Source organism: Amycolatopsis sp. NPDC088138, assembly GCF_044741685.1.
In the GTDB taxonomy this organism is placed as follows: Bacteria; Actinomycetota; Actinomycetes; order Mycobacteriales; family Pseudonocardiaceae; genus Amycolatopsis.
In genome coordinates, this window is sequence record NZ_JBIUTB010000002.1 from 753,796 (window position 1) to 775,554 (window position 21,759).

The 21,759-nt window shown below is 72.3% G+C and carries 19 protein-coding genes; 13 read left to right on the forward strand and 6 right to left on the reverse strand.

Annotation, left to right across the window (positions count from 1 at the left end):
* Positions 1–18: 18 nt before the first annotated feature.
* The 10 genes from ACIOD2_RS11045 (at position 19) to ACIOD2_RS11090 (ending at position 7,938) form a co-directional block, all read left to right on the forward strand.
* Positions 19–279: an acyl carrier protein gene (locus ACIOD2_RS11045; RefSeq protein WP_400536614.1), complete on the forward strand. Its 261-nt coding sequence runs from the start codon at positions 19–21 to the stop codon at positions 277–279.
* Position 280: 1 nt separating this feature from the next.
* Positions 281–742, forward strand: a complete 462-nt coding sequence (locus ACIOD2_RS11050) for an SRPBCC family protein (protein WP_400536615.1) — start codon at positions 281–283, stop codon at positions 740–742.
* 5 nt (positions 743–747) lie between these two features.
* Positions 748–1,215, forward strand: coding sequence for an anthrone oxygenase family protein (locus tag ACIOD2_RS11055; RefSeq protein ID WP_400536616.1), 468 nt, complete (start codon positions 748–750; stop codon positions 1,213–1,215).
* A 29-nt stretch (positions 1,216–1,244) separates the two neighbouring features.
* Positions 1,245–1,568, forward strand: a complete 324-nt coding sequence (locus ACIOD2_RS11060) for an antibiotic biosynthesis monooxygenase family protein (RefSeq protein WP_400536617.1) — start codon at positions 1,245–1,247, stop codon at positions 1,566–1,568.
* The gene (locus tag ACIOD2_RS11065) at positions 1,565–1,876 is read left to right on the forward strand and encodes an antibiotic biosynthesis monooxygenase family protein (protein ID WP_400536618.1); all 312 of its coding nucleotides are present in this window, start codon (positions 1,565–1,567) and stop codon (positions 1,874–1,876) included. The genes ACIOD2_RS11060 and ACIOD2_RS11065 overlap by 4 nt, the downstream gene beginning before the upstream one ends.
* The gene (locus ACIOD2_RS11070) at positions 1,877–2,074 is read left to right on the forward strand and encodes a hypothetical protein (RefSeq protein WP_400536619.1); all 198 of its coding nucleotides are present in this window, start codon (positions 1,877–1,879) and stop codon (positions 2,072–2,074) included.
* On the forward strand, positions 2,071–3,786 hold the full coding sequence (accA, locus tag ACIOD2_RS11075) for an acetyl-CoA carboxylase carboxyl transferase subunit alpha (protein ID WP_400536620.1): 1,716 nt from the start codon (positions 2,071–2,073) through the stop codon (positions 3,784–3,786). The genes ACIOD2_RS11070 and accA overlap by 4 nt, the downstream gene beginning before the upstream one ends.
* Positions 3,783–4,253 carry an acetyl-CoA carboxylase biotin carboxyl carrier protein gene (locus ACIOD2_RS11080; protein ID WP_400536621.1) on the forward strand — a complete coding sequence of 157 codons (471 nt, stop codon included), beginning with the start codon at positions 3,783–3,785 and terminating at the stop codon, positions 4,251–4,253. Before accA ends, ACIOD2_RS11080 begins: the two co-directional genes overlap by 4 nt.
* Before the next feature lie 5 nt (positions 4,254–4,258).
* On the forward strand, positions 4,259–5,647 hold the full coding sequence (locus tag ACIOD2_RS11085; protein WP_400536622.1) for an acetyl/propionyl/methylcrotonyl-CoA carboxylase subunit alpha: 1,389 nt from the start codon (positions 4,259–4,261) through the stop codon (positions 5,645–5,647).
* A 392-nt stretch (positions 5,648–6,039) separates the two neighbouring features.
* On the forward strand, positions 6,040–7,938 hold the full coding sequence (locus ACIOD2_RS11090; RefSeq protein ID WP_400536623.1) for a BTAD domain-containing putative transcriptional regulator: 1,899 nt from the start codon (positions 6,040–6,042) through the stop codon (positions 7,936–7,938).
* A gap of 165 nt (positions 7,939–8,103) precedes the next feature.
* On the opposite strand, the gene ACIOD2_RS11095 is transcribed toward ACIOD2_RS11090, so the two are convergent.
* The gene (locus tag ACIOD2_RS11095) at positions 8,104–9,909 is read right to left on the reverse strand and encodes a BTAD domain-containing putative transcriptional regulator (protein ID WP_400536624.1); all 1,806 of its coding nucleotides are present in this window, start codon (positions 9,907–9,909) and stop codon (positions 8,104–8,106) included.
* Between the two features lie 396 nt (positions 9,910–10,305).
* Between ACIOD2_RS11095 and ACIOD2_RS11100 the strand changes: the two genes are divergently transcribed.
* On the forward strand, positions 10,306–11,925 hold the full coding sequence (locus ACIOD2_RS11100; RefSeq protein ID WP_400536625.1) for an FAD-dependent oxidoreductase: 1,620 nt from the start codon (positions 10,306–10,308) through the stop codon (positions 11,923–11,925).
* Between the two features lie 363 nt (positions 11,926–12,288).
* Here ACIOD2_RS11100 and ACIOD2_RS11105 read toward each other — a convergent pair whose 3' ends face one another.
* The 3 genes from ACIOD2_RS11105 to asnB are packed head-to-tail and all read right to left on the reverse strand — an operon-like array spanning position 12,289 to position 16,475.
* A complete protein-coding gene (locus ACIOD2_RS11105; protein ID WP_400536626.1) occupies positions 12,289–13,341 on the reverse strand; it encodes a methyltransferase in 1,053 nt (350 codons plus the stop codon).
* A gap of 25 nt (positions 13,342–13,366) precedes the next feature.
* Entirely contained in the window at positions 13,367–14,578 is a 1,212-nt protein-coding gene (locus ACIOD2_RS11110) for a cytochrome P450 (RefSeq protein WP_400536627.1), read from the reverse strand.
* A 37-nt stretch (positions 14,579–14,615) separates the two neighbouring features.
* Positions 14,616–16,475: an asparagine synthase (glutamine-hydrolyzing) gene (asnB, locus tag ACIOD2_RS11115; RefSeq protein WP_400536628.1), complete on the reverse strand. Its 1,860-nt coding sequence runs from the start codon at positions 16,473–16,475 to the stop codon at positions 14,616–14,618.
* A gap of 142 nt (positions 16,476–16,617) precedes the next feature.
* On the opposite strand from asnB, the gene ACIOD2_RS11120 reads away from it, so the two are divergent.
* Both ACIOD2_RS11120 and ACIOD2_RS11125 read left to right on the forward strand, forming a co-directional pair.
* Positions 16,618–17,382 carry an SDR family oxidoreductase gene (locus tag ACIOD2_RS11120; protein ID WP_400536629.1) on the forward strand — a complete coding sequence of 255 codons (765 nt, stop codon included), beginning with the start codon at positions 16,618–16,620 and terminating at the stop codon, positions 17,380–17,382.
* A 10-nt stretch (positions 17,383–17,392) separates the two neighbouring features.
* A complete protein-coding gene (locus tag ACIOD2_RS11125) occupies positions 17,393–18,514 on the forward strand; it encodes a cytochrome P450 (protein ID WP_400536630.1) in 1,122 nt (373 codons plus the stop codon).
* A gap of 74 nt (positions 18,515–18,588) precedes the next feature.
* Here the strand turns inward: ACIOD2_RS11125 and ACIOD2_RS11130 are convergent, their stop codons facing one another.
* Positions 18,589–20,226, reverse strand: coding sequence for an FAD-dependent oxidoreductase (locus ACIOD2_RS11130; protein ID WP_400536631.1), 1,638 nt, complete (start codon positions 20,224–20,226; stop codon positions 18,589–18,591).
* Positions 20,223–21,650 (reverse strand): MFS transporter, encoded by a 1,428-nt coding sequence (locus ACIOD2_RS11135; protein ID WP_400536632.1) that lies wholly within the window; start codon positions 21,648–21,650, stop codon positions 20,223–20,225. The genes ACIOD2_RS11130 and ACIOD2_RS11135 overlap by 4 nt, the downstream gene beginning before the upstream one ends.
* Positions 21,651–21,759: the final 109 nt, after the last annotated feature.

Sequence of the window (21,759 nt, forward strand, 5' to 3'; positions counted from 1 at the left end):
ACAGGTGAGGAGAACCGGATGAGCGAGTTCGATGTGGCACAGGTGAAGGAGATCATGCTGGCGAGCGCGGGTGCCCCCGACGGCGGCGAGCTCGACGGCGACATCGCCGACGTGGAGTTCGCCGAGCTCGGCTACGACTCGTTGGCCGTGCTGGAGCTGTGCAGCCAGGTGGAGCGCCGCTACGGCATCACCATCTCCGACGACGCGCTGGGCGAGATGCCGACCCCGGCCCGCGCCGTCGAGTACGTGAACCTGCTGATCGAGAAGGCGAGGGTCTGACGTGGCCGGGCACACCGACAACCAGATCGTCATCGACGCGCCGCTCGAGCTGGTCTGGCGGATGACCAACGACATCCCGTCGTGGCCGCGGCTGTTCAGCGAGTACTCCGAGGCGACCGTCCTCGCGGAACGGGACGGCACCATCACCTTCCGGCTGGCGCTGCATCCGGACGAGAACGGCAAGGAGTGGAGCTGGGTCTCCGCGCGGACGCCGGACGAGGCCACGAAGACGGTGCGCTCGCAGCGCGTCGAAACCGGGCCGTTCAAGTACATGTGGATCTACTGGGAGTACCTCGAGACCCCCGACGGCGTCCGGATGCGCTGGGTGCAGGACTTCGAGATGAAGCCGGGCGCGCCGGTCGGCGACGCCGCCATGCAGGCGCGGCTCGACCACAACACCCCGATCCAGATGCGCCTGATCAAGGAGAAGGTCGAGGCGGCCGCGCGGAGCAGGGTCGGCTGAGGGGGATGACCGTGGGCCCGTGGCTGATCCCGCTCGTGGTGCTGGTCAACGGCCTCGCCGCCGGCGTGCTGGCCGGGACGCAGCTCGGCGGCTGGCCGTTGCTGCAGAGCCTGCCGGCGAAGGAGTACGTGCACGCGCACGCCTTCTTCGCCACCCGCTACGACCCCTTCATGCCGGTCTGCCTCGTGCTGACCGTGCTGGGGGACCTGGCGCTCGGCGTGGTCACGGCCGCGGGATTGGTTCGCGCGCTGTTCCTCGCGGCGGGCGCGCTGGCCGTGGCCACGGTCGTCATCTCGCTCGTCAAGAACGTGCCGGTCAACAAGTGGGTGCGGGCGCTCGATCCGGCGCACCTGCCCGGTGACTTCGCCGCGCGCGACCCGCGCCGGAACTGGGGCGGCTGGAACCGGGCGCGGACCGTGCTCTGCACGCTCGCGCTCGCGGCCAACTGCGTCGCACTCGGGCTCCTGTTGTGAGCCCGGCCAACGGAAAGGACGGCAGTCGGATGGAAGCACCAGCGGGCGGCGCGTTCCGCGTCATGCTCCGGATGCAGATCAAGCCGGGCGTCGAGCAGGAGTTCGAGCGGACCTGGCTGGAGGTCGGCGACTCGGTGACCTCGCACCCGGCGAACCTCGGGCAGTGGCTGGCGCGCAGCGAGGAAGAGGGCGTCTACTACATCGTCAGCGACTGGGTCGACGAGCCGCGGTTCCGCGAGTTCGAGACCAGCGACCGGCACCTGACCCACCGGCAGAAGCTGCACCCGTACCGCTCGGGCGGCTCGATGACGACCATGCGCGTCGTCGCGCACCTGCCCGGCAGCGCGGGATGAGCGGGGGCCTGCGCGTCCTGCTCTACCACGCGACCGACGACGTGGCCGGCATCGAGTCGGCCTACCACGAGGCGAGCGCGCGGCTCGCCGGCGTGCCCGGGCTCCTCGGCAACGAGCTGCTGCACTCGGCGCACGACCCCGAGGGGTTCGTGGTGGTCAGCTCGTGGCGGGACGTCGCGGCGTTCGACGAGTGGGAGCGGGGAGCGGAGCACAAGGAGCAGACGGCGCCGCTGCGGCCGTACCGCGACCTTTCGCTGAGCCGCCCGTTCGCCGTCTACCGCGTCACCGCGTCCTACCGGGAGTCCTGAATGGACGACGGACGGGAGCGGCCGGACACGGGGTTCCGCGGCCGGTGCCGGGTGGTCGGGCGGGTCCTGCTGGCGGCGTCGACCGAGTTCGGCACGGCGCTGGCCGGGCAGCCCCCGTTCGCCGGGCCACCCTGCCACGGCCACTGGGCCGAAGAGGACATCCACGACCACGAGGACGAGGGAAGCGGCACGATATGAGCACCACGGTGAACCGCTTGTCGGACGTGACAAGAGCAGCCCCGGAAGCCGGCGACTGGCTGTCCTGCCCGGACTGCCGATCGTTGTTGTACCGCCGGCGGTTCGAGCGGCAGGGCAAGGTCTGTTACGAGTGCGGCAAGCACTTCCGGCTGACCGCGGCGGAGCGGCTCGACGGGCTGCTCGACGCCGGCTCGGCCGAGTTCGTCGAGCCGGAGCCGTCGGTGCACGATCCGCTCGCGTTCACGGACCTGCAGCCGTACGCGCAGCGGCTGGCGCGGGCGCGGGCGAAGACCGGCAACACCGACGCCGTGCTGGTGGCGCGCGGCACGATCCGCGGCACGCGGGTCGTGGTCGCCGCGATGGACTTCGAGTTCCTCGGCGGCAGCCTCGGTGCCGCCGCCGGCGAGGCCGTCACGACCGCGGCCGAGACGGCGCTCGCCGACCGCGTGCCGCTGCTGCTCGTCACCGCCTCGGGTGGCGCGCGGATGCAGGAGGGCCTGGTGTCGCTGCTGCAGATGGCGAAGACGAGCAACGCCATGGCCGCGCTGGACGAGGCCGGCCTGCTGACCGTCACGCTGGTGACGGACCCGACGTTCGGCGGGGTCGCCGCGTCGTTCGCCACGCTGTCGGACCTGATCGTCGCCGAACCCGGCGCCCGGATGGGGTTCGCCGGGCCGCGGGTGATCGAGCAGACGATCCGGCGGCGGCTGCCCGAGGGCTTCCAGTTCGCCGAGTTCCTGCTGGAGCACGGACTCGTCGACGACGTCCGGCCGCGCGCCGAGCTGCCGCACGTGCTGGGCGCGCTGCTGGCGGCGGGCCGTCCGGTGAGCCGGACGTGGGGGCAGGGCGAGAGCGATCCGGTCGTGCGCGACCACACCGCGCTGGAACGCCGTGACGTCGGGAAGATCCTCGAGCTGGCACGCCACGCCGACCGGCCGACCACCCTCGACCACGCCGCCGCCTGGCTCGACGGGTTCGTCGAGCTGCACGGCGACCGGGCGGGCGAGGACTGCGCGGCGATCGTCGGCGGTCTCGCCCGGCTCGACGGCCTGCCGGTGGTGCTCATCGGCCACCAGAAGGGCCACACCACCCCGGAGCTGGTCCGGCGCAACTTCGGGATGCCGTCGCCTGCGGGTTACCGCAAGGTCGTGCGGCTGCTGCGCCTGGCCGGGAAGCTCGGCGTCCCGGTCGTGACCCTCGTGGACACCCCGGGTGCCTACCCCGGCCCGGAAGCGGAAAGCCACGGGCAGGCGAACGCGATCGCCGAGTGCCTGCGGACGCTCGGCGGGCTGCCGGTCCCGGTGGTCAGCGTGGTCACCGGGGAAGGCGGCAGCGGCGGCGCGCTCGCGCTGGGCGTCGCCGACCGGGTGCTGCTGTGCGAGAACGCGACCTATTCGGTGATCAGCCCGGAAGGCTGCGCCGCGATCCTCTGGCGTGACCCGGCCGCCGCGCGCACCGCCGCGCGCGCGTTGCGGCTGGACGCCCGGTCGCTGCTGGAGCTGGGCGTCATCGACGGGGTGGTCCCCGAACCACCCGGCGGAGCGCACCGGAACCCGGAACGGGCCGGGACGCTCGTGCGCGACGCGGTGGTCTGCGCCCTGCGGGAACTGCGCGACCACGACTGGGCGGGGTTGGTGGCGCGGCGGCGGGCGAAGTTCCGCCGGTTCGGCACGATCGAAGCGGCGCAGCGGATCGAGGTGGGAGTCCGATGACCGACACGCACGTGCCGTTCACGCCCGAGCACACCGCGGACGCCGAGGCCGTGATGGCGGTACTGGGCCGCACCCTCGCCGACGCCGTGAACGCGGCGCCCTCGATCCCCGCGCGGGCCCGGGTGCGCTACGGCGGCGCGAGCATCGAGGTCGAGTGGCCGGTCGCGGGGAGCGTGACGCCCGCCGCGGCGGTGCCGGAGACCGAACCGGACCGGGGCCTGCTTGAGGTGTCCGCGCCGGTCGTCGGGGTCTTCTACCGCGCTTCCGAGCCGGGCGCGCGGCCGTTCGCCGAGGTGGGTGACGAGATCGAGATCGGCACGCAGGTGGGGATCGTCGAGGCGATGAAGCTGATGAACCCGATCCTCGCCGAGCACGCGGGCACGGTGATCGAGATCGTCGCCGCCGACGCCGCGCCGGTCGAGTACGGGCAGCCGCTGATGCTGCTGCGCCCCCGGCTGGACGGGTGAGCACCATGAACCCCGAAGAACCGCCGTTCCGGAAGGTGCTGATCGCCAACCGCGGTGAAATCGCGCTGCGCGTGGTGCGGACGTGCCAGGAGATGGGGATCCGCACGGTCGTGGTGCATTCGACGGCCGACCGCGACTCCGCGGCCGTCCTGGCGGCCGACGAAACGGTACAGATCGGCCCGGGTCCGTCACGCAGGAGCTACCTCTACCCGCCGGTGATCATCGAGGCCGCGCTGCGCACCGGCGCGCAGGCGATCCACCCCGGGTACGGCTTCCTGTCCGAGGACCCGGACTTCGCCGAGATCTGCGCGCGCAACGGCATCGTCTTCATCGGGCCGCGTCCCGAGGTGATGGCGCGGCTCGGGGACAAGGTCGTCGCGCGGGAGCTGATGGCCGAAGCCGGCCTGCCGGTGCTCGCCGGGTCGGCCGAAGCGGTGACCGACGCCGCCGAGCTCGTCGAGATCACCAAGCGCGTCGGCCTGCCGGTGATCATCAAGGCGGCCGCGGGTGGCGGCGGCCGTGGCATGGCCGTGGTGCGCGAGTGGGACGACCTGGTGCCGGCGTTCCGGACGACCCGGGCGACCGCGCGCGGGGTGTTCAACGACGACCGGGTGTACCTCGAGCGGTTCTGGGAGGACGCGCGGCACATCGAGATCCAGGTGCTCGCCGACGGCCACGGCAACGTCGTGCACCTCGGCGAACGGGACTGCTCGGTGCAGCGGCGTCACCAGAAGCTCGTGGAGGAGAGCCCGGCCCCCGGCCTGTCCCCGCAGCTGCGGGCGCGGCTGACGGCGGCGGCCGTGCGCGGCGCGGCCGCCGTGGGCTACACGGGTGTCGGGACGTTCGAGTTCCTCGTCCACCGGGACGAGGCCGCGTTCATCGAGGTGAACTGCCGGATCCAGGTCGAGCACCCGGTCACCGAGGCCGTCACCGGCATCGACCTGATCCGGGAACAGCTGCGGGTGGCCGCGGGCCTGCCGCTTTCGCTGACGCAGGACGAGGTCCGGCCGTCGGGCGTGGCGATCGAATGCCGGGTCAACGCCGAAGACCCGGCCCGCGACTTCGCGCCCTGTCCCGGTGAGCTGACCGAGTTCGTGCCGCCCGGCGGGCCGTTCGTGCGGGTGGACACGCACGCCTACCCGGGCTGGTCCGTGCCGCCGTACTACGATTCGCTGCTGGCGAAGGTGATCGTCTGGGCGCCGACGCGGGACCAGGCGATCGCCCGGATGACCCGGGCGCTCGGCGAGTTCCGGGTGCGGGGGCCGGGGGTCCGGACCACCACGGGTGTCCTCCGGGACATCATGGGGCACCCCGTGTTCCGGGCGGGCACGCACAGCACGTCGTTCCTGCGGGACCTGGCGGGCAATCTCCAAGAAATGCGAAATAACGGATAAAACGGACCTGCGGTACGAGCGTACTCAATGCGGGCGCGGCGAGCGGGTTCCGCCCCGGCGTCCCCGGCACGCGTGAGCCGTCGCTCGCACCGCGGTCCGGCGGCCCGTCTGCCAGCACAGACAGCGCTTGCAAAGATCGTTTGCCGACCGAACTTTGTGTCATCGAATGGCCGATCGACGGTGTTCGGGTGGAGCAGTAACGTACGGCTCGTGCATCTTTTCCACTGGATGTGAAACAACTGGGGTAAGTGCTTTGGGAAACCGGCCGCCGTACGCGGCCGGAGCGGTTCGCGAGCGGGCAGGCTGACGCGGACCGCCTCTCGCCGTCTCGTTTTTCCGTCTGTGGGGAGGTGGACGTACCGGATGCAAACGAAGTCCTGGGGGAATTCGGTATGTTGCTGCAATTCAAGTTGCTGGGGCCGCTGAGCGTCCTTTCCGATGATCGGGACATCACGCCCAGCGCGCCGAAGCTGAGGGAGATCCTCGCGCTGCTGATCGTGCGCGCGAACCAGCGGGTGTCGATGACCGACCTCGTCGACGAACTGTGGGGCGCGCAACCGCCGCGCAGTGCGCAGGTGACCGTGCAGACCTATATTCATCGGCTGCGGAAAACCATGTTCCTGAATGAACCGGCCGAACCGCCGGCGGCGCTGCACACCACGTGGCAGGGTTACCGGCTCGAGATCGCGGCCGACGCCGTCGACAAATGCCGGTTCGAGAACATGGTGCAGCGCGGCAGCGCCGCGCTCGAGAACGGCGTTCCGCAGCAGGCCACGGAATTGCTGAGCCACGCGCTGCAGCTCTGGCGCGGCCCGGCGATGGGCGACGTCGAAACCGGCGAGCTGCTGACCGCCTACGCCGCCCGGCTCGAGGAGAGCCGGCTGCGGGCGCTGGAAGGCCGGATCGAAGCCGACCTCCAGCTGAGCCGGCACCGCGACCTGGTCAGCGAGCTCAAGGAGCTGACGATCACCCACCCGCTGCACGAAAGCTTCCACAGCCAGCTCATGCTCGCGCTGTACCGGTGCCAGCGCCGGGACGTCGCGCTCGACGTCTTCCGGCGCTTCCGCGGCCGGCTGATGGACGAGCTGGCCGTCGAGCCGTCGCAGTACATGCAGCGGCTGCACCAGTCGATGCTGGCCGGGGAGACCGAGACACGGCTGGACCCGGAGCCGCCGTCGGAGCGGATCACCGTCGTCGCCCCGGCCCAGCTGCCGAACGACATCGCGGACTTCGCCGGCCGTGAAGAGCCGATCAAGGCGGCCGAACGCTGGCTCTGCCCGGGCGAACGGGACGACGACGCGCTGCGCGTGGTGTCCGTCGGCGGCATGCCGGGCGTGGGCAAGTCGGCGTTCGCCGCCCGGCTCGCCCAGCGTTTGCGGCCCTCGTTCGAGGACGGCCAGTTCTACGCGACGCTCGGTGCGTCCGAGGCGCGGCCGACGGAACCGGAGGAGGTGCTGGGCCGGTTCCTCCGGGCGATCGGCTTCGGCGAGTCGCGGATCCCGGACGGTGTCGAGGAACGGGCCACGATGTTCCGCAGCTGGAGCGTCGACCGCCGGGTGCTGGTGGTGCTCGACGACGCGGCGTCGGACGTCCAGGTGCAGCCGCTGCTGCCCGCGGGGGCGCGCTGCGCCGTCGTGGTGACGGCCCGCTGCGGGCTCCAGGCGCTGCCGGGTGCGCACACCGTCGACCTCGAGCCGCTGACCGCCGACGAGGGGTTCGAGCTGTTGGCCGGCGTGGTGGGGCGTGAACAGGCCGACGCCGAACGGGACGAGGTCCGGCGTCTCGTGGAGCTGTGCGGGTACCTGCCGCTGGCCCTGCGGTGCGTCGGCGCGCGCCTGCGGTCGACCCCGCGCTGGCCGGTGCGGAACATGCGCCAGCACCTCGAGGCCAACAGCCGGCCGCTGGACCTGCTGCGGTTCAACGGACTCGACGTCCGCGCCCGGCTGGAGAGCTGCCTGCGCACGGTGCCGCCGCCGGCCCGTGGCGTCTTCCGCCTCCTGCCGACGCTCGGCGCCGACCGGTTCACCGCGGTCGAGGTAGCGGCGAAGCTCGACTGCTCACCGAAGTTCGCGGAAGCGATCCTCGCCCGGCTCGTCGGCCACGGCCTGCTGCGCATCCGGCGGGAGGACCGGGACACCACCGGCACCGACGAACCGGTGCTCTTCGAGTTCCACCCGCTGACGCGGCACTTCGCCGACGAGCTGCTCAACGTGGGGAACGGCCCGCTGCCCTACCTGTGGCCGTTGTGGCCGCTGTACCTGCGCTACGGACGGCAGAACGGCCCCGGCTGACAGTTCGCCGCTCGGAGCAGCCAACACGGTGACGGGAACAGCCGACACACCGCCCGGCTCCGACGGCGACCTCGGCCGTCGTCGTGTTGGCCGTTCCGGGTGATGTGTTGGCTCTTCTGGGCGGGACCCGGCGAGGTGGGGCCGTGTGGCCCCACCTCCCGGCGCTCAGTCGCGGAACCCGGCCAGCGCCGGTTCGGCCTGCTCGGCCCGCAGCCGGCGGCCGGCGGCCCGGAGGCTCGGCAGCAGGCGGTACCGGTGCTCGTCCCCGGGCGCGCCGCTGCGCTCGACGCTCAGCAGGTGCAGGCTCGCCAGCTCGTCGAGCACGGCTTCGGCGCGGTAGCCGTCGACGTCGAGTGCGGCCGCCACGTCCTCGAGGCAGACGTCCGGCACGTCGAGCGTGCTGAGCTCCAGGAACGCGCGGCGGGCGTCCGTCCCGGCCATCCGGTAGGACCGGGTGACGCTCGGCTGCAGGCCCAGCGGGTCGTCGGCCGAGTCGTGCGGGGCGGCCGTCAGGTCGGCCCAGGCGAGCATGCGGTGCACCGACCAGTGCGGCCGGAGCCGCAGCCGGGTCGCGATCGTGTGCAGGGCCAGCGGCAGGCCGTCGCACGGCGCGGCCAGCCGCCGCGTGCCCTCGAGGTCGGCCCCGCTGCGCTCCGCCCCGATGAGGTCGACGAGCAGGCCCGCGCCGTCGGCCGGGCCGAGCGGCCGGAGCTGGACCGTCGTGGTGACCCCGGGATCCGACAGCCGGCGGCGGCTCGCGACGACGACCCCGCAGTCGTGGCCCGCCGGGACCAGTGGGGCGAGCTGGCGGTCGTCGACCAGGTCGTCGAGCACGACCAGCACCCGGCGCTCCGCGGTCCAGGTGCGGAACCAGCGGCCCCGCTCGTCGACCGAGTCGGGGATCTGCGGTGCCGGGATGCCGACCGCGCGCAGGAACCCGGCCAGGACGTCACCCGGGTCGGCGGGGAGCCCGGCCGCGTCGGCCAGGACGGCGTGGAACTGCCCGTCCGGGTAGCGCTCCCGCGCCTCGTGCGCGGCGTGGACGCACAGGGCCGTCTTGCCCGACCCCGGCGGCCCCTCGACGGCGACCACCGCGGGACCGTGGCGGTCCGCGGGGCGCAACCCCGCGAGCACCGTGCCCAGCTCGGCCTTCCGGCCGACGAGCCGCGGCCCGGCCGACGGGAGCTGGCGCGGCGGTTCCGTGCGCGCCTGCCGCGCCGGCGCGGTGACGACCCGGTGGTCGAGGCTGCCGTTCGCGGCGAGCACGGCGCGGTGCACGCGCTGCAGCTCCGTCGCCGGGTCGAGGCCCAGCTCGTCGGCGAGGGCGGTGCGGGTCCGCTGGTAGATGTGCAGCGCCTCGGACCGCCGTCCGGACCGGTAGAGCGCCAGCATCAGCTTGGCCTGGAAACCTTCGTGCGTCGGCTGCTGCGCGGCGAGCCGGGTGAGCTCGCCGAGCACCTCCTGGTGCCGCCCGAGCCGCAGGGCGGCGTCGATCCGGTGCTCCAGCGCGTTCTTGCGCATCTCGTCGAGGCGCAAAGCCTCGGCCTGCAGCAGCGGCCCGGGGTTGACGTCGACCAGCGCGGGCCCGCGCCAGAGCCGCAGGGCGTCGTCGAGGGTGCGGAACGCCGCTTCGGCGTCACCGGCGTCGAGCTCGGCCCAGCCGCGCGCGGCCTCCCGGTCGAACCGGGTCGCGTCCAGCACCTCGGGGTCGACCGACAGCATGTAACCGCCGGTGAGGGTGAGGAGCACCGGCTCGCCGCCGGCCGCACCCCGGCCCTGCGGTCTCTGCGCCGCGTCGAGGTTGAGGGACTTCCGCAGCTGGTAGACGTAGGTCTGCAGGGTCGTCTTGACGCTGCTCGGCGGGTCTTCCTCCCACAGCTCTTCGATCAGCTGCTCGGTACGGACGATGTGGTTGGCGCAGAGCGCGAAGAGGCTGAACACGCGCCGGATCTTCGGCGCGGAAGGGGTCACCGCGACGCCGTCGCGAGTGACCTCCAGCGGTCCGAGAAGGTTGATACGCAACACTGAAGCCCCCAGATTTTAGGTTTCCGGCTGCTGTCCGCGCCGTCACACCGTTGTCCTCCCCAGGACTGCCCGGGTCCCCGGGCAGGAAGGGTGTGAGTAACCGTCACGGCACCTTTCCCGTCAAGGATGCCCCCACGAGCTTGACGATCATTCGCAGGGCGCTGACGGAGGCCGTCAGAGACGCTCCTCTCGGAGCCTTCGTTCACCCTGTCGATCTACATAATGCCTGGTCAGAGTCTTTCAGGCGAACGGCAAGGCCAGTCAATTATGTAACTGGTTGACACAGCCGCCTGAAACCTTGATTATGGTCTCATCCGACCAGCAGAAAGAGGGGGTTCCACCATGACCGGACCGCACGACCACGAGACCTCGGTGCTCGTCGTGGGTGGCGGCATCACCGGCCTGTCCGCGGCGTTCTTCCTTGCGCGGCAAGGAGTCGGGGTGACGCTGGTCGAGCGGCACCCGTCGACGGCGATCATGCCGCAGGCGCGGGCGTTCAACGCCCGGTCGCTCGAGATCTTCCGGACGTTCGGGCTCGAGGAGGAGATCCGCGAGCACCAGTCGATCCTGGCCGACATGCCGGAGATGATCGGCGCGGACACCCTGGCCGGCGACGAGCGCTTCCGCATCGACATGCTCGCCCAGGTCCGTCCAGGCGGGATCAGCCCGGTCGACTGGGCGATGATCGACCAGGACGAGCTGGAGCGCGTCGTGCGCGCCCACGCCGAGGAGGCCGGTGCCGACGTCCGCTTCGCCACCGAGCTCGTGTCCTTCGACAACGCCGCCGAGGGCGTGACGGCCACCGTCCGCGACCTCGGCACCGGCACCGAGTCCCGGATCCGCGCCGACTACCTGATCGCCGCGGACGGCAACCGAGCCGGCATCCGCCACCAGCTCGGTGTCGAGGCGGACGGCCCCGGCGTCCTGGGGCACGCCGCGCACTTCCTCTTCGACGCCGACCTCGGCGACGTGCTGCGGGACCGCCGGTTCCTGCTCGCCTACTTCGACCAGCCGAAGACCGGCACGGTGCTCGTCCCGCTGGGCCGGCTCGGCCGGTGGATGCTCGGGGTGCCGTTCCAGGCCGACCAGGGTGAGAGCCTCGACGACTTCACCGAGCAGCGTTGCGCCGAGCTGGCCCGCACCGCCGTCGGCATCCCGGACCTCGACCTCACGCTGGTGCCGCCGGTGCCGGGGTGGAGCCGGATGCTGATGGACGTCCGGATCGGCGCGATGGTCGCCCAGCACTACCGCGTCGGCCGGGTGTTCTTCGCAGGCGACTGCGCGCACGTCGTGCCGCCGACCGGCTCGTTCGGCGCCAACACCGGCATCGCGGACGCGCACAACCTGGCCTGGAAGCTCGCCGCCGTGCTCCACGGGCAGGCCGGGCCGGACCTGCTGGACACCTACGAGGCCGAGCGCCACCCGGTGGCCCGGACCACGATGGACACCGCGCTGCAGATCCTCGACGCCCGCCACTACGCCGAGGGCGACGAGGCCACGCGGATCGACGAGGTGACCATGGCCCACGGCTACCGGTACCGGTCCGCGGCCGTGCGCACCGAGCCGGGCACGCCCGACACACCGGTCGAGGACCCCCGGACGCCCAGCGGCCGTCCCGGGCTGCGCGCACCGCACGTGTGGCTGGAGCGCGGCGGCGCCCGGGTGTCCACAGTGGACCTGTGCGGCGGGACGTTCACCCTGCTGGCCGGCCCCGAGGGCGCGCCCTGGACCGCGGCGGCCGAGGCCGTGGCGGAGGAGCTCGGGATCGAGCTGGACGTCCACCGCGTGGAGGACGACGTCCAGGACCCGGACAAGCGCTTCCCGGAGGCCTACGGCATCGGCCCGTCGGGCGCGTCCCTCGTCCGCCCGGACGGGTTCGTCGCCTGGCGCGCCGACGAGGTCCCGGCGCGCCCGGAGCAGGACCTGCGGCAGGTGCTGCGGGAGATCCTCGCGCTGGCGTAGTGACGACCGGCCCCCGGCGGGAGCAGCGCCGGGGGCCGGCGTCCGGCGCGGGCTCACCGTGCACCTGCGAACAGGTGCGGCGGAAAGGTCCTCGGGCTCGTTTCCCCAGGCGTGGCGCGAGGACCGCACAGGCGAACCCGGGCGGGTACCCGCCCGGGTTCGCCGTGTTCCCGGTGCCGGTCCCGAGCGCCTTGGGTGCATCGCAGTCCGGCACCGCGACCCAGGAGCCCCGCAGCCCGGCAGATCCTGGTGAGACGCGTCCAAAGTCCACATTGGGGAGCATGACCGGACCGCTGTCGACCAACCGCGGACACACGACCGGCCCCGGCGCGAGGTGCGCCGGGGCCGCGATCGTCCGCCGTCCTACGGGCGGGTCGCCTCCAGGACGTACCACGGCCGGGACCGGGCCCGGCTCGCCACCGTCTTCGTGCTGTCGAACCGGTATCCCACGCTCTCGATGAGCGCCACGAACTCCGCCTCGGTCCGCACCCGGCCGCCCGTGACCACCTCCAGCGAGATGCTCATGATGTCCAGCTCGTGCGGGGCCGGGTCGTCCGGGCGGACCCAGTCGATCACCGCCAGCTTGGCGCCCGGCGGGGTGCAGCGGAACGCGTTGGCGAGGATGCGCGCGGCGTTCTCGTCACCCCAGTCGCAGAGGACCGTCTTCAGCAGGTACAGGTCGCCCTTGGGCAGGTCGCTGGCGAAGAAGTCCCCGCCGGTGAAGGAAAGGCGATCACCCAGGCCGTACGTCCGGGCCACCTCGCGTGCGTTCTCCACGATCGGCGGGCGGTCGACGACCGTGCCGTGGACGTGCGGGGCGGCCGGCAGGACCTTCGACAGCAGCAGGCCCATGCTGCCGCCGATGTCGACGATCTCCTGGTACGGCCCGAAGTCGTACTGCTCGGCCAGCGCCTGCCCGGCGTCGGCGGTCAGGTCGGCCATCGCGGCCGCGTGCCAGCCGCGCTCCTCCGGGTGACGGGTGTAGTAGTCGTAAAGCTCTTCACCGCGCTCGTCGCGGATCGGGCGTCCGGTCAGGACGGTCTCGTGGAGCCGGGCCATCCGGTTCCACATGCCCTCGCCCATCTGCATCAGCGCCATGTTGGCCAGCAGCCCGGTGTCCGCGCGCAGCGCGGCGCCGAGTTCGGTGAGGGCGTACTCGCCACGCGCGTTGCGCTCGACCAGGGAGAGCACCCCGCACGCGCGCAGGAACTGTTCGACCGTGCGGGGGTTCCCGCCGATCTCCGCCGCGAACGAGCTCGCGGAACGCGGCCCGTCGGCGAGCTTCTCGGCCAGTCCGAACCGGACGGCGGCGGCCACGAGCTGGCCGTCCCACGGGCGGTAGACGAGGTGGCTGAGCGTCCGGCCCGCCTCCGTCTCGTGCGCCGGGAGCGCGGGCTTCTTCTGGGTGGACGTCATCGCGGTACCTCCGTGTGGGTGGGCGTCACCAGGTGACCGGCAGCTCGTGGGCGCCGTAGATCTGCATGTCGTCGCGCATGGGGACGTCTTCGAGCGGCACGGTCAGCCGCAGCTGCGGCAGCCGCCGGACCAGCTCGCCGAACACGATCCCCAGCTCCAGCCGGGCGAGCTGCTGGCCGAGGCACTGGTGGGCGCCGTAGGCGAACCCGACGTGCCGCTGCCGTTTCCTGGTGACGTCGAAGGAGTCCGGGTCCTCGAACGTGCCCGGGTCCCGGTTGGCGGCCTCGATCGACAGCACGATCGGATCGCCGGCCCGGATCCGCTGCCCGCCGATTTCGGTGTCTTCCTTCGCGGTGCGCGGCAGCCCGAACGGCGCGACCGACAGGTACCGCAGGATCTCCTCGACGCCGTTCTCGACGAGCGCCGGGTCCGCGCGCAGCGCGTCCCACTGCTCCCGGTGGGTCAGCAGCGCGAGCGTGCCCATGGTGATCATGTTCGCCGTGGTCGCGTACCCGGCGATCATCAGCAGGTTGCCGATCCCGGCCAGCTCTTCGTCGGTCAGCGGGACGCCGTCGGACGGGGTGTCCCGGATGAGCCCGCTGATCAGGCCGTCGTCCGGGTTCGCGCGCTTGGTGCGGACCAGCTCGTGCATGTAGGAGCCCATCGCGGTCATCGCGCCCAGCAGCTCGTCCTTGCTGCGCTCGAGCCGCATCATGACGTCGACGTTGCGCTCGAACTCCGCGCTGTCGGCGTAGGGCATGCCGAGCAGCTCGCAGATCACCAGCGACGGCACCGGCTGCGTGAAGTCCCGGACCAGCTCCGCCGGCGGGCCCTTCTCGACCAGGACGTCGAGGTGATCGGTGACGATCTGCTCGATCCGCGGCGCAAGCGCTTTCAGCCGGCGCACGGTGAACTGCCCGGTGAGCATCTTCCGGTAGCGGGTGTGCTCCGGGGCGTCCATCCCGATGAACGAGTCGCCGAACCCGGACGCGACGAACTCCTCCGGCGTCAGCGTCACCGGCGAGACGTTCGTCTGGAACTTCCGCTTGGCGCTCACCGCGGGGTCGACCAGCGCGGCCGCCACCTCGTCGAACCCGGAGACGAGCCAGCCGACGTTGCCGTCCGGCAGCGCCAGCGGGCTCACCGGGCACTCGGCGCGCAGGCTGGTGTACTCCTCCGGCGGGTCGAGCGGGCACCGCCGGGCCAGCGGCAGCGGCCGCGGTGTCGTGTCGGGCATCTTCGTCCTCCCTGTGCGGTTCTCGGCGGTCATCGGTTCAGACGGCCAGTTCGACGTCGTAGTCGCGCAGCCACAGGTCGAGCTGGAGCACCAGCTCGATGTTCATCCGGCTGTGCCACCCGTACGCCTCGGCCGAGTCGTCGGCCGCGGCCAGGCGGGCGGCGTCGACGTCGATCAGCTGCCGCACCGGGGCGTCGGGATCGGCCAGCAGCGTCACCAGCTCGCGGTGCAGCGCGTGGGTGTAGGTCGGGTCCTGCGTCACCGGCCACGGGCTCTTGCGCCGCCACAGCACGTCGTGGGGCAGGACGTCCTCGACCGTCGAGCGCAGGATGCTCTTTTCGCTGCCGTCGAAGGTCTTCATCGACCACGGCGTGTTGTAGAGGTACTCGACGAGCCGGTGGTCGCAGAACGGGACGCGCACCTCGAGCCCCGACGCCATGCTGAGCCGGTCGTCGCGGTCGAGCAGCATCGGCAGCCAGTGGGTCAGGTGCTGGAAGCACACGTCGCGCATCAGGCGTTCTTCGGCGCTTTCGCCGTCCTGGTGCGGGGCGTTCGCGATGGCCTGGCGGTGCAGCGCGGCGTAGTGGCCCGGCATGTCGATCTTGTCGAGCAGGCCGGCGTCGAACAGGCCGCGGCCCAGCCCCGCGGTGCGGGAGCCGTCGTGCAGCTGTTCCCGCGCGATCCAGGGAAAGGTGCCCGCGCCGGTGAACTCCGGCTGGTGCATCCAGACGTACCCGCCGAACAGCTCGTCCGCGCCCTCGCCGAGCAGCGCGACGGTCGAGTGCTGCTTGATGCGGCGGAAGGTCTGGAAGAGCGAGGCGTCCATGTCGCCGTACGGCGTCGGCATGTCCTGGGCGCGGACGGTCGCCAGCCGGGTCGCCGGCTCGACGAGGTCCGCCGTGCCCAGCACGATGTCGACGTGCTCGGTGCCGAACGCGCGCACCACCTTCGCCGCGAACGGGCCGTCCGGCGCGCCGCGGGTGTCGTCGGGGCGGAAGTTGTCGCCGTACCCGTCGAACGTGGTGGTGATGGTCCGCACGCGGCGGCCGTGCGCGCCGAGCGCCTCCGCCGCGAACGCGGTGAGGGTGCTGGAGTCGAGGCCGCCGGACAGTGCCGAGCACAGCGGGACGTCGGAGTTGAGCTCCCGCTCGACGATGTCCTCCAGCAGGGAGCGCACGGTGGCGATCGTCGTCGGCAGGTCGTCGGTGTGCCGGGTCGCGCGCAGCTCCCAGTACCGGCGCTCGCGGATGCCCCGGCGGCTCACCACGGCGGTGTGGCCGGGCTTCAGCTCCCGCATGTCGCGGAAGACCGACGTGCCCGGCGCCTTCGCGGTGGACAGCAGCTCACGCAGGCCCTGCCGGTCGACGACCGGCCGCAGCGCGGGGTTCGCCAGCAGCGCCTTGGGTTCCGAACCGAACACGACGCCGTCGGGCAGCGGCGCGTAGAAGAGCGGCTTGATGCCGATCCGGTCGCGAGCCAGGAAGAGCTCCTCGCGCCGCGGGTCCCAGATCGCGATGGCGAACATGCCTTCGAGGTGGGTCGCGCAGTCCTCGCCCCACTCCAGGTAGGCCCGCAGCACCACCTCGGTGTCACTGTCCGTGCGGAACCGGTGCCCGGCCTTGCTCAGCTGTTCGCGCACTTCGCGGAAGTTGTAGACCTCGCCGCCGTAGGTGACCGCCGCGCGGACCTCGCCGTCGTCCTCGGCCACCATGGGCTGCAGCCCGCCGGCCAGGTCGATGACGGCGGTGCGGGCGTGCCCGAGCCCGGCGTGCCGGTCGAGCCACACCCCCTCGGAGTCCGGGCCCCGGTTGCCCAGGACCCGGGTCATCGTCTCCAGCGTCGCCCGCGCGAGGGTCAGATCGCGGGAGTAGTCCACCCACCCGGTGATGCCGCACATGCTCGCCTCCCTGTCCAGCGAGTCTCGGATGACGGATCGCGGACCACCGGATCGTCGGGGCCGCTGCTCGACTTCCCCTCGACCCGCCGTGAACCCGGGCGGCCGTCAGCGCGGCTCGAGCGCCACCCGCCACGGTGGGGCCATGGAACTGGGGCTCGCGGGGAAGAAGGCCGTCGTCACGGGGGCGTCGCACGGGATCGGGCTGGCCGTGGTCCGCGCACTCGTCGCGGAGGGCGCCGTCGTCGTCGGCGGCGCGCGGACCGTGCCCGAGGAGCTGCGTGAGCTGGCGCCCGCCTCGGCGGCCGTCGATCTGTCCACTGTGGATGGACCAGGCAGGCTGGTTGGGCACGCCGTCGAGACGCTCGGCGGGCTGGACCTGCTGGTGAACAACGTCGGCGGCAGCCCGCCACCACCCGACGGGTTCCTCGCCCTCGACGACGCCACCTGGGCGCACGTGTTCGACCTGAACTTCTTCAGCGCGGTCCGCGCCGCCCGGGCCGCGGTGCCGAGCCTGCTCGCCACCCGCGGCGCGATCGTCACGATCGCCTCGGTCAACGCGCGGCTCGCGACACCGCGGCTGATGGCCTACAGCGCGGCGAAGTCCGCGCTGGTCAGTTTCGGCCGCGCGCTCGGCGACGAGCTGGCGCCCGCGGGAGTCCGGGTGAACACCGTCTCCCCGGGGCCGGTGCGCACCCGGACCTGGACGGCGCCGGAACGCGCCGCCAAGGCGGGCCAGACCGGCGACGAGTTCCTGGCCGCGCTGCCGGCCCGGCTCGGGCTGTCGACGGGAGCCCTGGTCGAGCCCGAGGAGGTCGCGGCGCTGGTGCTGCTGCTGGCCTCGGACCGGGTGCCCAGCGCGGTCGGCACCGACTACGTCCTCGACGCGGGAATGCTCAAGACTTGGTAGAGGAGTGGGGATGGCGAACCTCGACGAGCTGACCGGCCGGTACCGCGACTACCGCGGGTTCCGGCGGACACGGCCCGTGGTGCTCGGTGACGACGGCTGCTGGCACGTGTACCGCCACGCGGACGTCAAGCAGGTGATCAACGACCACGAGCGGTTCTCCGCGAAGGTCCCGTTCGGGCAGAACCTGCTGGGCGAGACCATGATGCGGCAGGACCCGCCGGAGCACCGGCGGCTGCGGACGCTGGCCAACCACGCGTTCACCCCGCGCCGGATCGCCGCGCTGGGCCCGAAGATCGCGGAGCTGGCGGCGAAGCAGCTCGCGGGCACCGGGCCGGAGCCGGACGTCGTCACCACGCTCGCCGCGCCGCTGCCGATCATGGTGATCGCCGAGATCCTCGGCGTCGAACCGCACCGGCACGCCGACTTCAAGCTGTGGTCGGAGATCTTCATGTCCCACGACAAGCGCCCGGACGACGCGGAGGTCGCGCGGCGCCTCGGCGAGATGCGGGACTACGTCGCCGCGACCATCGAGCGCCGCCGCCGCGAGCCGGGTGACGACCTGATCGACGCGCTGATCCGGGCCGAAGTGGACGGTGGCGGGCTGACGCCGGAGGAGCTGGTCGCGTTCTGCTACCTGCTGCTGGTCGCCGGCAACGAGACCACGGCCAACCTCATCGGCAACACGGTGATCTGCCTGGCCTGGCACCCCGGGGTCCTGGCGGAGCTGCGCGCGGACCGGACGCTGATCCCGGCGGCCGTCGAGGAGGCCAACCGCTACCTGTCGCCGGTCCAGATCCTGGTCCGCGTGACGCGCACGGCGGTCCGCCTCGGCGACACGGTGATCCCGGCGGGGGAGCGGGTGTTCGCCTACCTCGGCTCGGCCAACCGGGACGAGGAGCACTTCACGGACCCGGACCGCTACGACCCGCACCGCCGCGAACCGCACCTGGGCTTCGGCCACGGCGTCCACTACTGCCTGGGTGCCCCGCTGGGCCGCCTGGCCGCGAAGGCGGCGGTGGAGGCACTGCTGGACCACCTGCCCGGGGAATGGGCCATCGCCAACCACCAGATGCGCCCGGTGCCGGCGTTCTTCCTGTGCGGCGTGACCAGCCTGCCGCTGACGACCCGCTGACCGCAACGCCCAAGTCCGTGAAGGCCACATCGAGGGACTCAGAGTCCCTCGATGTGGCCTTCACGGACTTTCCCTCAGACCGCGCTGGGCTGCTTCCTCGCCAGCAAGCCGACCAGCACCTCGCGCAGTGTCGCCTCAGGGTCGGCGACCGCGTCGGTGGAGCGCCAGCAGACGAAGCCGTCCGGCCGTACGAGAGTGGCGCCGGTCGCCGACAGGCCGTAGCTGCGTAGGAAATCCCCGTCGACGTCACGCAGTTCGCCGCCGATCCGCTGGGCGGACAGCTCGATGCCGAGAGCCGCGGCGGCGCGAGAAGCCGCGGGAATCCAGTCCTCGCCGTCCGCACCGGCCAGCAGGGTGAACGCGCCGGTGAAGAGGTCCACAGTGGACACCCGGTCGGCCCCCCGCTCCAGCCAGACGTGCGGGGCGCGCAGGCCCGGCCGTCCCGTCGGCGAGTGGGGGTCCTCGACCAGCCCGTCCGGCGCCGGGGCGTCCGTGCGGATCGCCGCGGAGTCGTAGCGGTAGCCGAACATCATCGCCATGTCGTCGATCGAGGCCAGCTCCTCCTGTGAGCCGCCGTGACGCACGTGGAGCAGCAGCAGTGCCTGGTCGAGCGTGACCCGCGCGACCGGCAGGCGCTCCTGCTCGTAGGTGTCCAGCAGCTCCGGCCCGGCCTCGCCCTTGACCACCGCGGCGAGCTTCCACGCCAGGTTGTGCGCGTCCTGGATGCCGGTGGTCGCCCCGTAGGACCCGGACGGCGGCACGACGTGGGCCGCGTCGCCGGCGAAGAACACCCGGCCCACCCGCAGGTTGTGCGCGACCCAGCCGCCGGTCGAGCTGTGCGAGACCTTCCGGTCCCAGCCCGGCACCGGCGGCACCAGGGTGACGTCGAGATCCGGGTCGCCGACGGCCTCGCGGACGAACTCGACGCACTGCCGGTCCACGGTCTCGTCCGACTTGTCGGCCGGCTCCGGCGGGTTCGGCACCCCCAGCATCCAGCGGCCGAGGGTGCGCAGCGGCACCAGCACCGTGCCCTGGGTCGGCCGGTCGAGGTAGGCCAGCAGGAACTTCCGGTCGCGGACGGCGTCGGTGAGGTCGGCGTCGAACACCGCGTACGTGGTCTCGACCGCCGGCAGGAGCACGTCGGCGCCGACACCGAGCAGCTTGCGGACGCCGGCGCGGTGCCCGTCCGCGGCCACGACGTACCGGGCCCGGATCCGCCGCTCGGTACCGGTTTGCAGCTCGCGGACGAGCACCGTGACGCCCTCGTCGTCGGCGTCGAGCGAGACGAGCTCGGTGCCGAACCGGACGTCGGCGCCGCACTCCTCCGCGTGCGCCCGCACGATCCGTTCGAGGTCGTCCTGGTCGATCAGCGCCCAGTCGGTCGGGCTGAGCGCCGCCGCGGGCCGGATCATGGCGAGCTGGTCGATGCGGAAGCGTTCCTGGCCGGTGAGCGTCTCGACGCCGATCATCTCGGGCAGCTCCGCCAGGATCGACGTGCGGCCGCGGATCTCCTCCTCCAGCCCGAGGCTGCGGTAGATCTCCATCGACCGCGGGTTGATCGCCCGCGCCTGCGGCAGGATCGCCGTGGACGGGTGCCGCTCGACCAGTGTCGAACGGACCCCGAGGCGCCCCAGGAAGAACGCCGTGGACAGCCCGGCGATGCCTCCTCCCACAACGAGAACGGTGGTCTCGAGGTCGTACGGCTCGGTCATGGCGTGACCTTCCTCTCCTGGTGCGGCCGGCCGGCCGCACCAGCGCGGCGGACGCTCGGCAGGGCCGCGGTGAACAGCAGGCCCACGACCAGTACTCCAGTGCCGAGCGCTAGCGCCGTCGTCGTGGCGGGCTCGAACCCGCCCGGCAGCCGCGCGAAGAACACCGTGCCGAACAACGCGATCCCGGTCGCCACCCCGAGCTGGACGGTCGTGTTCATCAGGCCGGACGCCGAACCCGCCTGGTACGGCTGGACTTCCGACATGGCCCGGATGATCAGGGAGTTCATCGCGGTCCCCATGCCGAGGCCGAAGGTGACCGCCGGCCCGAGCAGGGCCCACGCGTCCAGGTCGGGGCCGAGCGTCACGACGAGGAGCGCGATGACCCCCAGGCTCACGGCCAGCACCGCCATGGCGACGGCGACCAGCCGGCGGCCCAGCGGCACGGCCAGCCGCACCGCGACGACCCCGCCCAGCACGATGCCGGCGGCCGCCGGGAGGAACGTCAAGGCCGTCTGCAACGGCGAATACCCCAGCCCGAGCTGCAGGTGCAGGGTGAGGACGAAGAAGACGCCCGTCGCCGCGTTGATCGTGAACAGGACCGCCTGCCCCGCGGTCAGGTTCCGGTAGCGCAGCAGGTCCGGCGGGATCAGCGGTTCCCCGCCGCGCCGGGCCAGCGCGCGCTGCTGGTAGGCGAACGCGCCGAGCAGCGGGACGGCCGCGACGAGCAGCACGACCATCCACAGTGGCCAGTGCAGCTCGCGGCCCTGGACCACCGGGTAGAAGAGCGCGAACAGCCCGGCGGTCAGCAGCACGAGGCCGGTCCGGTCGATCCGCTGGCCCGGCGTGCCCGGCCGGGTCGGCATGGTCACCAGGGCGCCGAGCACCGCGAGGACGCCGAACGGCACGTTCACCAGGAAGATCGCCCGCCAGCCGAAGCCGAACAGGTCGCCCTGGGTGATCACGCCGCCCAGCAGCGGCCCGGCCAGCCCGCCGATCGGGAAGGCGCTGGAGCAGATCGCCATCGCGCGCGGGCGTTCGTCGTCGCCGAACTCGGTGTAGACGAACGACATCACCTGCGGGGCCATCAGCCCCGAGCCGACGCCCTGCACCACCCGGGCGGTGATCAGCGCGCCGATCCCCGGGGCCAGCCCGGCCACCAGGGACGCGATCGTGAACGTGGCCATGCCGAGCAGGAAGAGCTTCTTGGTGCCGTACCGGTCACCGAGCCGGCCCCCGGTGATCAGGGTGAGCGCGAACCCCAGCGCGTACCCGGCGGAAATCCACTGCAGCGCGGCTTCGCCGGTGCCGAGCTGGTCCTTGATGGTCGGCAGGGCCACGGTGACGATCTGGTTGTCGACCATGTCCACGAGGATGGCCACGACGGCCACCGCCAGCGCCCACCACCTGAGGGGATGTCTGTTCACGTCGCGGCCCGCTTTCCTGTCGTCCGGTGGGCGTCTTATAATCAATCACATGAGTACTTGTGTCAATCCATTGAGTACTTGACCTCGTTCGATCCACTGGTGACACCGT

Bases quoted from the DNA above. Each gene is read 5' to 3' on its own strand.
- ACIOD2_RS11110 (WP_400536627.1), bottom strand. From the start codon at position 14,578: ATGCCCGACACGACACCGCGGCCGCTGCCGCTGGCCCGGCGGTGCCCG.
- ACIOD2_RS11100 (WP_400536625.1), top strand. From the start codon at position 10,306: ATGACCGGACCGCACGACCACGAGACCTCGGTGCTCGTCGTGGGTGGC.
- ACIOD2_RS11065 (WP_400536618.1), top strand. From the start codon at position 1,565: ATGAGCGGGGGCCTGCGCGTCCTGCTCTACCACGCGACCGACGACGTG.
- asnB (WP_400536628.1), bottom strand. From the start codon at position 16,475: ATGTGCGGCATCACCGGGTGGGTGGACTACTCCCGCGATCTGACCCTC.
- ACIOD2_RS11060 (WP_400536617.1), top strand. From the start codon at position 1,245: ATGGAAGCACCAGCGGGCGGCGCGTTCCGCGTCATGCTCCGGATGCAG.
- ACIOD2_RS11125 (WP_400536630.1), top strand. From the start codon at position 17,393: ATGGCGAACCTCGACGAGCTGACCGGCCGGTACCGCGACTACCGCGGG.
- ACIOD2_RS11045 (WP_400536614.1), top strand. From the start codon at position 19: ATGAGCGAGTTCGATGTGGCACAGGTGAAGGAGATCATGCTGGCGAGC.
- ACIOD2_RS11055 (WP_400536616.1), top strand. From the start codon at position 748: ATGACCGTGGGCCCGTGGCTGATCCCGCTCGTGGTGCTGGTCAACGGC.
- ACIOD2_RS11070 (WP_400536619.1), top strand. From the start codon at position 1,877: ATGGACGACGGACGGGAGCGGCCGGACACGGGGTTCCGCGGCCGGTGC.
- ACIOD2_RS11080 (WP_400536621.1), top strand. From the start codon at position 3,783: ATGACCGACACGCACGTGCCGTTCACGCCCGAGCACACCGCGGACGCC.
- ACIOD2_RS11120 (WP_400536629.1), top strand. From the start codon at position 16,618: ATGGAACTGGGGCTCGCGGGGAAGAAGGCCGTCGTCACGGGGGCGTCG.
- accA (WP_400536620.1), top strand. From the start codon at position 2,071: ATGAGCACCACGGTGAACCGCTTGTCGGACGTGACAAGAGCAGCCCCG.
- ACIOD2_RS11105 (WP_400536626.1), bottom strand. From the start codon at position 13,341: ATGACGTCCACCCAGAAGAAGCCCGCGCTCCCGGCGCACGAGACGGAG.
- ACIOD2_RS11130 (WP_400536631.1), bottom strand. From the start codon at position 20,226: ATGACCGAGCCGTACGACCTCGAGACCACCGTTCTCGTTGTGGGAGGA.
- ACIOD2_RS11085 (WP_400536622.1), top strand. From the start codon at position 4,259: ATGAACCCCGAAGAACCGCCGTTCCGGAAGGTGCTGATCGCCAACCGC.
- ACIOD2_RS11090 (WP_400536623.1), top strand. From the start codon at position 6,040: ATGTTGCTGCAATTCAAGTTGCTGGGGCCGCTGAGCGTCCTTTCCGAT.